The organism is Kineosporia sp. R_H_3 (genome assembly GCF_002198675.1).
Classification (GTDB): domain Bacteria; phylum Actinomycetota; class Actinomycetes; order Actinomycetales; family Kineosporiaceae; genus R-H-3.
In genome coordinates this window covers 121,059-130,171 of record NZ_MWLL01000178.1, presented here as the reverse complement: position 1 = coordinate 130,171, position 9,113 = coordinate 121,059, and the positions used below count along the sequence as shown (strand labels likewise).

7 protein-coding genes and 2 pseudogenes are annotated in these 9,113 nt (G+C 66.8%); 4 read left to right on the top strand and 5 right to left on the bottom strand.

Features of this window, described 5'->3' with window-relative positions:
• The first annotated feature begins 457 nt into the window (after positions 1 to 457).
• Together ECOMGDLI_RS19995 and ECOMGDLI_RS33920 are read left to right on the top strand one after the other, a co-directional pair.
• A complete protein-coding gene (locus ECOMGDLI_RS19995) occupies positions 458 to 772 on the top strand; it encodes a DUF1778 domain-containing protein (protein ID WP_158221076.1) in 315 nt (104 codons plus the stop codon).
• Positions 773 to 801: 29 nt separating this feature from the next.
• A complete protein-coding gene (locus ECOMGDLI_RS33920; RefSeq protein ID WP_143447812.1) occupies positions 802 to 1,554 on the top strand; it encodes a hypothetical protein in 753 nt (250 codons plus the stop codon).
• A gap of 105 nt (positions 1,555 to 1,659) precedes the next feature.
• Here ECOMGDLI_RS33920 and ECOMGDLI_RS19990 read toward each other — a convergent pair.
• A pseudogene (locus ECOMGDLI_RS19990) lies at positions 1,660 to 2,046 on the bottom strand (IS1634 family transposase); the annotation flags it as partial.
• 309 nt (positions 2,047 to 2,355) lie between these two features.
• On the opposite strand from ECOMGDLI_RS19990, the gene ECOMGDLI_RS19985 reads away from it, so the two are divergent.
• Complete coding sequence (locus tag ECOMGDLI_RS19985; RefSeq protein ID WP_233153547.1) at positions 2,356 to 3,012, top strand: DUF6082 family protein; 657 nt, start codon at positions 2,356 to 2,358, stop codon at positions 3,010 to 3,012.
• 338 nt (positions 3,013 to 3,350) lie between these two features.
• Here the strand turns inward: ECOMGDLI_RS19985 and ECOMGDLI_RS19980 are convergent, their stop codons facing one another.
• The 4 genes and pseudogenes from ECOMGDLI_RS19980 to ECOMGDLI_RS19965 all read right to left on the bottom strand — a co-directional run bounded on the left by ECOMGDLI_RS19980 (position 3,351) and on the right by ECOMGDLI_RS19965 (position 4,817).
• Positions 3,351 to 3,581, bottom strand: a complete 231-nt coding sequence (locus tag ECOMGDLI_RS19980) for an IS3 family transposase (protein ID WP_088318638.1) — start codon at positions 3,579 to 3,581, stop codon at positions 3,351 to 3,353.
• A 44-nt stretch (positions 3,582 to 3,625) separates the two neighbouring features.
• Positions 3,626 to 3,883, bottom strand: a pseudogene (locus tag ECOMGDLI_RS36895) (DDE-type integrase/transposase/recombinase); the annotation flags it as partial.
• Positions 3,884 to 4,048: 165 nt separating this feature from the next.
• Positions 4,049 to 4,276, bottom strand: coding sequence for a hypothetical protein (locus ECOMGDLI_RS19970; protein WP_143447810.1), 228 nt, complete (start codon positions 4,274 to 4,276; stop codon positions 4,049 to 4,051).
• Positions 4,277 to 4,466: 190 nt separating this feature from the next.
• A complete protein-coding gene (locus tag ECOMGDLI_RS19965; RefSeq protein ID WP_088318636.1) occupies positions 4,467 to 4,817 on the bottom strand; it encodes a hypothetical protein in 351 nt (116 codons plus the stop codon).
• Between the two features lie 1,181 nt (positions 4,818 to 5,998).
• Here ECOMGDLI_RS19965 and ECOMGDLI_RS19960 point away from each other — a divergent pair.
• A complete protein-coding gene (locus tag ECOMGDLI_RS19960) occupies positions 5,999 to 9,088 on the top strand; it encodes a DUF3427 domain-containing protein (RefSeq protein ID WP_088318635.1) in 3,090 nt (1,029 codons plus the stop codon).
• Positions 9,089 to 9,113 lie beyond the last annotated feature (25 nt).

The following is a 9,113-nucleotide window of genomic DNA, read 5'->3' as shown; positions in this document are numbered from 1 at the left end:
CGGGTGACGTCCGTCAGGAGCATCGACATTGGCGGACGTCACCGATGCTCGACATGAGCCCTCCAGGCCTGTTCCCGCTCCACAGCCAACCGCGGGTACACGCCTGCGCCTGACACCCTGCTCCATGCTGGGCGCAGCCCGTGACGTGGCCGATGCGTCGGAGCTACGTGGGCCTAGCGCTCGCATTGGCGGTCGGTGTGGCCAAGGCTCAGCGAGATGATGGCCGCGGTCGTGAGCTAGCGGTTGCGCGCAGCCACGAAGACGGGCGAGGCACCCGACGGGGCTCAACCTGACGAGTCTGGGTGTGTGCGGTGCTGGGCTGGGCTGGGGTTGGGTGTGGCGGTGCATTGCGTGTTACGTATGACCTTGCCTTGACGTCGTACGTATGTCATGCTCGTATGACACGAACGAGTCTGTGCGTCGGGGGATGCTCAGCTCGGGACGACTGGAGGTTGATATGAGTGTCACGACGGGGAGTGCTGCGGCGCTGGTTGCGCGGGCTATGGCCGGCAAGAAGCAGGCAGCCTCGGATGATCGTGATGCAGTGGTGACGTTCAGGGTGACGCCAACGGAAAAGGCCGTTCTTGAACTTGCTGCGCGACAGGAGTCCAGGACTCTTTCGGCGTTTGTCCGGGAGGCCGGTCTTGAGGTTGCTCGCGCGCTCCTGTCTGACGTGGATGACGAGGAGTTGCAGCGTCGGTACTCTGAGCGTGAAAGTGAGCAACTGACAAAGGAGCGTCAAGCGCTCGAGGCGCTGCGCGGGAAACGGTAGTCTGCGGCCCCTGCTGGTCCTAGTCAGTAGTGGGCAAGGTCGATGGCTGGTTGGAGCGGTTGGTCGCGAAGGAGCGGAAAGTGGCCGTTAAGGGAAACAACGGGCGGATCGCCGGCGCTGCTGGTGTCGTTGCCGCTCGTATGCGCGGCCGTCGCCCGCTGATGCGTGAGATCGAGGCCAGGCCTGAGATCATGGCGCTGTCGTCGGATGCGGAGTCCCAGGGCGACTTCTCTGATCACGCTCACTACTTCATGGCGTGGCAGCTTGCCTTTGTCCTTGAGCCGGCGCAGCAGAAGGCCGATGACGAGGTCGTTCTGGCTGGACGGCAGTCGGGTACGGGATCAGCGTTCCCCGCAGAGCGAAGCGGCGGTCGCGACCAAATGTTGCCAGCGATTCTCTTGCCCTTGGTTGTGGCTGCGATTGCTGGCTGGCTTGTTGCGACGACCTTCGGGATAGAGCCTGCTGTTAGTGTTCTCACTTGCTCTGCCGTTGTCTTGGCTGTGGTGCTGTTCATCAGGTTCTGCCGGCTGGATTGGCGACACGGCACCCCGCTCGGAGCACGTCAGACGTCGAGGGCAACTGGTGCGCCGGATTGTGGCCGTGGTCGCCCGGCAACCTTGTCCTCGCGGGAGCAAGGGATGCCAGCAATGATTGAGCAGGCCACGTCTGGCGTCGGTGTCGTTCCGGGTCATGCCGCTCATGCAGTTGATGCGAGTTTCATGTTGGCCGCTACTCGCGGTCCATCTGGACCGGCCAAGGAACTTGTCGGAGCCCGCAACTAGCGAAAGATGGCAGTCGGGTGACGTCCGTCAGGAGCATCGACATTGGCGGACGTCACCGATGCTCGACATGAGCCTGTCCCGGTGCGGCTGTCCACGGCGCCCAGGCTAACGCGGTCCCGGCTCAGCGCGAATGTCCCGAAGAGCCTCGCGTAGGTCCTCCGGCACCGGATCGGCGACGGTGTGTGCGCCTGCCTGGATCTGGACCCCGCGGCGGGCGGGGCGGACGAACTTACGGATCGACCAACTGGTCGTGTTCTCGATCCCGCGGGAGACGGCCAGAGCAGCGAGCACGATGGTCAGGTGCGCTTCGATCGAGTTGCGCTTGTGGTGGTAGATCGGCCGGGCCTGCGGGTCGTGCTTGGACATTCGGAAGCTCTTCTCGACCTGGAAGAGCCGGTGGTCGGCGTCGATCACGAAACTGCGTGGCCATCCGGTGCCGTTGGGGTACGCCTGCAGGTTGGTGACGTAGCCCTTCCATCCGGCGGGACTTCGCCTTGGCCGCCAGTGCCAGGCCGAACTCGTGCCACCGTGTCGGGGACGTCGAGCGTGTATAGCCGTGACCAGGGCTTTCGTCGTCGATGGGGCGCCTTATGGTCACTAAGAACCTCGGCGTGGAAGCCTTCATGGGTGGTCTCGCGGTTCATTCGAAGGTCCGCACAGCGCCGCTCTCACGTGGAGCCGACAAGGACGCGGCGACGTCCGAGTGGATGCCGGCTGGGGATCCGGGGCGAGCCGGGCTACTCGAGTTGAGGGGGCAAGGTGAAGACACAAGAGTGGTCAAGGCGTCTGGCCTGGGGGACGATGCTGGCGGGCCTCGGAATCGTCACCTTGGCGTCACCGCTTGTGTTGGCAGCGATGGCTCGTGCCTCGACTGATTGGGAACTACTTAGCCTCGTCGGACAGGCCTATGGTGGCGTGTCTGCAGTTGCGTCGTCGTTTGCTCTTGTCGCAGTTGGAAGTTCGTTCTGGCTTCAGCGACGGCAACACCGCATGGAAGCCATTTCGACCCTCAGGGACTTTCAGTTCCGCGGATACGACTTAGTGCGCAGCGACCCACTGACGTATGGTCCTGTGCTCGGTTTTGGCGCCTGGCTTGATCCAGTGCACGTGCGCCGCCACACCCTGTACGTGCAGCATATGCAGTATCTGGCGGCGACCTACGAGATGGGTTTGGTCAGCGAGAAGGGTCTTCGGTCAGACGCGCTAGCGAACATGTTTGCCTTCTCGACGGGACGCCTCTTTTGGGAAGGCGCGTCGCCACATTGGCACGTGGCATATCCCAATCCGCAAACTCAGCGCTTCATTCGAATCGCTGACAAGGCATTAGAGAACGCGATCGCCGATGTTCCCCCCATCGACGCAGACTCCCTGGCCCATCCACTGGGCGAGCTACAGGAGCAAGCCGTCGACACGCCTGCGGGGGAGGAGGCCGGGCCTACCGGCTCCGGTGCTCGGTAAGCCGTGTCAGCGGCTCTGCGACGCCATCGGAGCCCGGAGGCGAGTTGCGGTCCGCTTCTGGTGGGCTTCCCCCAGTTCCTGTCTCACTGACTCCCACGGGAATGAATCACTTCGATCTGGTGCGGGGTCGTATTGGTTTCTGATCACCCGACGTGCTCGATGCCCGGACCCCGCTGGGAGGATTGCATGATCTATACTCACGTGTCCGGAGGCCGACCGACCCGCCCCACGGATGACGACGATCCGCGCGTCAATGGCGATCGAAAGAGGACCCCCTTTCCGAGGCGATCAGGGTCAGTGGAGCTGACCCGGTTTGAAGGACGGGTCGGTTGTGGCGGTCAGGCTACGGCCGGGCGGGCCGTGGCGGTGGCTTCGTAGGCTGCGGGGCTGAGGTAGCCGAGCGTGGAGTGTCGGCGGCGGGTGTTGCACCAGCCCTCGATGTACTCGAAGATCGCTGCCTGGGCGATGGCGCGGGTGGGCCAGACGCCGGCCTCGAGGAGCTCGATCTTGATGATCGCGAAGAACGACTCCCCCGACGGCGTTGTCCCAGCAATGGCCGGTGCGGCCATGAGACCGCCGGACGCCGAGATCCCCTTGCGGCAGTGGCGAGCTGGGTGGACGTGTACTGACAGCCGCGGTCCGCGTGGAAGATCACCCCGGCGGGTGGGCGACGCCGGATCACAGCCTGCCGGAGCGCTTCCTCGACAAGGTCGGTGCGTAGGTGGTCAGCGGTGGCCCACCCGACGACCCGGCGGGAGTCGATGTCGATCACGGTGGCGAGGAACAGCCAGCCCTGCCAGGTGCGGATGTACGTGATGTCGCCGCACCAGCGGGTGTTCACCCGCGCCGCGTCGACGACCCGGACCGTCATGGCCCGGCGGCGGCCGTTGAAGCCGCACTCCGCGGACGCGAACCGGTGCACGGTCCGATACGGCACGCCCGTCCCCGAGCGGGTCAGCAGCTCGTGGACCTTCACCACCAACGGGCCCTCACCGACCCAGCCGGTGATCTCCTCCCGGCGCCCGGCCAGGGCCGCCTACGCCGGTCCGTGCCCGTCGGGCCGGACCGGCCGGACCTGCTTGACCACCGCGCCGATCAGCTCGTCGGTCACCGCCGTCAGCGGCGCGCCCTTCACCAGGCCGGCGCCCTGCGCGGCCTCGACGTGCCGGCGGGCGGTCTTGCGGTCCACCCCCGCGCGCTCGGCGACAGTGCGCAGCCCGCCACCGTCGAGCCAGCCCCGCAGGACCTCACGGACCTCGATCACATCGACCTCCCGGAACGCCACCGTCACGACCCCTCACGCCGAGCACGCGACGTTCAGCGCGTCGTGAGGTGTTTCGGTCGTCAGCCCCGCGTGCCGGGCCTTAGGTCGCGATGGAATGACGAGGGCCCGGGCCTATGAGGCCCGGGCCCTGCTCGCGGCTAAGGGTCTTGTTCGGTTGTGCCGTAGGTGCCTACCGCTTGATCTTGTGCGGCCTCTTCTTGCCCTTCTTGTACTTCTTCTTGCGGTGGCCGCCCTGCTCCGCCTCCTTCTGCCTGGGCGGCATCTCGTCGGGCTTTCCCTGCTCGGTCGCGGTCGCCGACGTGGTCGGCTTGCGCCGGTTGGAGGCGTCGATGACCTGGGCGACCTCGGAGAGGGTGGCGCTCGGGACCTTCGCGAGCATGCGGCCGAGGAACCAGTACCACAGCACAAGCTCGAGGAGCGCCATGATCGCGACGGTTCCGGCGGTCGCCCAGACCGGGAGGTTGGCGGGGATGTGGTGGGTGAGCTCGCGCGCGGCGGCTACCACGGTGGCGTTCGTCATGGCTAGAGGATTCCATGGCGTCTGACGTATTACAAGCTGTAGTACCCGGCGGGTCGCGATGATGTGGTAGCTAGACGCGTCGGTGCGCCTCGGGCAGGTCGATGCCGAGGGTGAGAGCGCAGGGCTGGCGCGCTGGGCAGCGGCGGAGGCAGACCTCGAGCGCCGTGTTGGCGCCCTGGCCACCCAGACCGTGTGGTGATGCACGTCCCGAAGCTCCTTCTCGTACGACGGCATTGAGCGATCACGCCGAGCTGCTTCTGCTCAAGAGCGGGATGCTGCTGGCGGTCGCGCCGCCGCCGGTCAACGTGGGCAACCCGACGCTGCTGCCGCGCCAGCCATCGGTCCGCGTCCAGGGGTACCGATGCCGATGCCCGTCGTACTGGCCGAGAAGTTCGGCGCCGCCGACCAACTCGGCGCCGGAAACAGCCGGGTCCGCGACGGCGCCGACGTCTGGATCCAGACCCGCCTCGTGGCCGGCGGCCGGCTAGGCCCCCGAGCGGGATCCCGCGTGCGGCGGTGTCGCCGAAACACGATCAGTCACCGTGTACGACCGTTGCGGGGCTGACCCGTACTCACGGCGTCCCCCCACCGCCCTGGCCGCGACGTCCCACCACCGGGGGGTCGATCTGCGGCCGCTGTGCGACGTCCTCCACAACTACGGCATCACCCGATGGACCGTCTTCGATTCGTACCGACGCTGCCTCGGACCGGATGCCGCCAAGCTCCTGGTTCGTTCGCGGCGTGGTCCACGGCATGGCCCGCTTCTCCGATCCGGCGCTGAGCGCCCACCTCGGCGCCGTCGCGACGTGGCGCGCCGATTCCTCGACCTGGACGACCTGACCGGCGGCTGCCCCAAATGCGCCCCCAAGTCGAGCATGCTCGACCGGCTGGGACGTCATCGCTGCAGGTCAGCGACAGATCCGACGACGAGTCAAAGTCGGCCTACGGATCAGAAGGTTAGGGGTTCGAATCCCTTCGGGCGCACTCGTTGAGACAGCGACCGAAACGGCCTCCGACCTGCGGAAACGTGGGACGGAGGCCGATTTGGTTCCCGGGTCTGGGCCGGGGTCGTCCCAACACCGACGCCTCCATGGCTGATCCCGCCGCTGCCGGGAAGCCTTCGGCGCTTGCGCGGCGGGTTCTGGGCGCTCGGAGGGCCGCTGAGGCCATACTCAACTGGCATGTCGGCACCGCTGGAACCAGGGTTGTTCGAGGTTCTCGTGACGGAGGCGGTTGCGGCAGGTCTGGCGTCGCTGTCTGAAGACCTGGTCAGTACGCAGCCACTGCGTGCTGCGGAAGCTGCAGACCGCATCAGCCTCTTGGTGTCCAAGGTCGTCGGTCGGGTCGTCTCCTCCTTCGACGAGGGGAGCCGCACGCAGGCTGCTATCGCAGTCGCACGGGAGATCGTCGATCGGTTGGCCCAGGAGTACCCCGCCGTGGGCGTCTCGACAGAGCGGCCGGACGACGCAGGCAGGGTTTTGCGGGCCATCCTCCGGAGGCGTCCTGACGGAACGCCCGAGCAGGTCGCCTCGCCGATGATCCCGCTGCTGGACACGACCCTCCTGACGAACTCGCCGGGTGAGCCGAGCGTCGGGCATCAACTCGCGACCGAGATCCAGGGCGCGGACGGCATCGACCTTGTCATGGCGTTCATCCGGCGGAGCGGAATTCGTTCGCTCGAGGAGGACCTCGCGCGGCACTGCAGCAGGGGACGCAGGCTGCGAGTGCTCACCACGACGTACACGGGATCGACCGAGCAAGCAGCACTCGACGCGCTGACTCAGCTGGGGGCGCAGGTCCGGGTCTCCTACGACACCACGACGACGCGATTGCATGCGAAGGCATGGCTGTTCCATCGCGAGAGTGGCTTCTCGACCGCGTACATCGGGTCGTCGAACCTCACGCACTCCGCCCAGGTGGCGGGACTCGAGTGGAACGTCAGGGTCTCGGGCGCCCGCAACCCCGAAGTGATCGACAAGGTCGGTGCCGTCTTCGAGGCCTACTGGCAGGGCGACAGCTTCATCGACTACGACCCCGAGTCCTTCGAACGGGAGCTGGGGCAGGCGGTGCCGCGCCTCGTCACCTACCTGAGCCCGGTCGAGGTCACTCTGAGACCCTTCCAAGAGCGCCTCCTGGAGCGGCTGGCAGTGGCGCGTGGGCTCGGCTACCACCGGAACCTGCTGGTGGCGGCGACAGGGACGGGCAAGACGGTCATGGCGGCCGCGGACTACGCCCGCCTCCGTGCAGAGCTTCCCTCGGCCCGGCTCCTGTTCATCGCGCACCGCCAGGAGATCCTCGAACAGAGCCTGGCGACCTTCCGGCACGTCCTGCGTGAGGGCAGTTTCGGTGAACTGTGGGTCGGAGGGCGCCGGCCGGCTGCCTTCGACCACGTGTTCGCGTCGATCCAGAGTCTCGACGCGAACGGCCTGGCGCACCTGGACCCGCAGCACTTCGACGTGGTCATCATCGACGAGTTCCACCACGCCGCCGCGGCGACCTACAGGAGGCTCTTGGCGCGGGTCGAGCCGCGAGAGCTGGTCGGTCTCACCGCGACCCCTGAACGCAGCGACGGTGAGCCCATCCTGGAATGGTTCGGTGGCCGCATCGCCGCCGAGCTACGACTCTGGGACGCGATCGATCAGCACTACCTGACGCCGTTCGCGTACTACGGCATCGCCGACGAGACCGACCTCACGACGGTGCCGTGGCAGCGCGGACGAGGCTACGACGTGGACGCCCTGACGAACATCTTCACCTCGGACGACGCCTGGGCGCGGCGGGTCGTGAACGAAGTGATGAGCCACGTCGACCTGTCGTCCGCGCGCGTCCTCGGCTTCTGCGTCAGCGTCGCGCATGCAGAGTTCATGGCGGAGCACTTCTCGAAAGCCGGGTTTGCGGCGGTCGCCGTCACCGGCAAGACGCCCGAGGCCGAGCGGCGAGCAGCACTCTCGGCGTTGGAGGCCGGCCAGGTTCGTGCAGTGTTCTCCGTCGACCTGTTCAACGAAGGTCTCGACATCCCGGCCGTTGACACCGTGCTGTTCCTCAGGCCCACGGACAGCCCGGTTCTCTTCCTCCAGCAGCTCGGTCGAGGGTTGCGGCGATCGCCGAGCAAGCACATCTGCACCGTCCTCGACTTCGTGGCCAACCACCGCAAGGAGTTCCGGTTCGACCGTCGATTCGGTGCCCTGCTCGGCGGAAGCCGGCAAGACCTGGAGCGGCAGGTGACGGCGGGCTTCCCCTTCCTGCCGGCCGGATGCTCGCTCCGGCTGGACCATGTCGCGCAGGAACGGGTCTTGCGCAGCATTCGCGAAGCAATCCCGTCGAGATGGCCCGAGAAAGTCGCGGAGCTTCGCGCGATGTCCCGCACGCGCCCGGACGTCGATCTTCCGGAGTTCCTTGCCGAGTCCGGGCTCGACCTCGACGACGTCTACCGCGGCGGCCGTTCATGGACAGCGCTGCGTGAGGCCGCCGGCCTTCCCGTGCCCGCGCCCGGGCCGCATGATGTCGCGTTGTTGCGCGGCGTCGCGCGACTGGGCCACGTCGACGACAGCGTCCGCCTGGTGGGTTACCGGGAACTTCTCGCACTCGGGGCAGAGCGCGTCGGCCGGGGGACCGAACGTGATCGCAGACTGGCCCGGATGTTGACGACCACTCTCATGAGTCAGCTGGGCCTCCCATCCGATGTGCGGCTGGAGGCAGCGTGGGACCTGTTGCATCAGCACCCAAGACCCATCGCCGAGCTGCAGGCTCTGATGGCCGTCCTCCGGGATCGCGTCGACCATGTCCAGGCAGCCGTGGACGCTGATTCGCCGCTGCAGATCCACGCGCGCTACTCGCGCCAGGAGATCCTGGCAGGGCTCGGCGCCGGCCGACGCGACCAGGCGCTCACCCCGACGTGGCGAGAAGGGGTCCGATGGATTCCCGAGCTGAGGACGGATGTGTTCGTCGTGACGCTCGACAAGTCGGGCGGGGGCTTCTCGCCGACCACCCGCTACCAGGACTACGCCATCTCCCCCGAGCTGTTCCACTGGGAGAGCCAGTCGACGACGTCTGACGACAGCCCCACGGGGCGGCGATACAGGAGCCATCGGTCTGAGGGCTCGTCGGTCCAGCTCTTCGTGAGGTCGCACGACACGGATCCCGCGTTCTGGTTCCTCGGGCCGTGTGACTACGTCAGCCATCGGGGGAGCCGTCCGATGGCCGTGACGTGGAGGTTGCGGCACCGGCTGCCAGGCGATCTCTACGCCGGTTTCGCGGCCGCAGTGGCCTGACCGTTCTGTCCGCAGCAGACTCGCG

What these genes read in the sequence shown, in the direction of transcription:
- ECOMGDLI_RS19995 (WP_158221076.1), top strand. Translation starts at nt 458, where the DNA reads ATGAGTGTCACGACGGGGAGTGCTGCGGCGCTGGTTGCGCGGGCTATG.
- ECOMGDLI_RS19985 (WP_233153547.1), top strand. Translation starts at nt 2,356, where the DNA reads ATGCTGGCGGGCCTCGGAATCGTCACCTTGGCGTCACCGCTTGTGTTG.
- ECOMGDLI_RS19980 (WP_088318638.1), bottom strand. Translation starts at nt 3,581, where the DNA reads ATGGCCGCACCGGCCATTGCTGGGACAACGCCGTCGGGGGAGTCGTTC.
- ECOMGDLI_RS19965 (WP_088318636.1), bottom strand. Translation starts at nt 4,817, where the DNA reads ATGACGAACGCCACCGTGGTAGCCGCCGCGCGCGAGCTCACCCACCAC.
- ECOMGDLI_RS19960 (WP_088318635.1), top strand. Translation starts at nt 5,999, where the DNA reads ATGTCGGCACCGCTGGAACCAGGGTTGTTCGAGGTTCTCGTGACGGAG.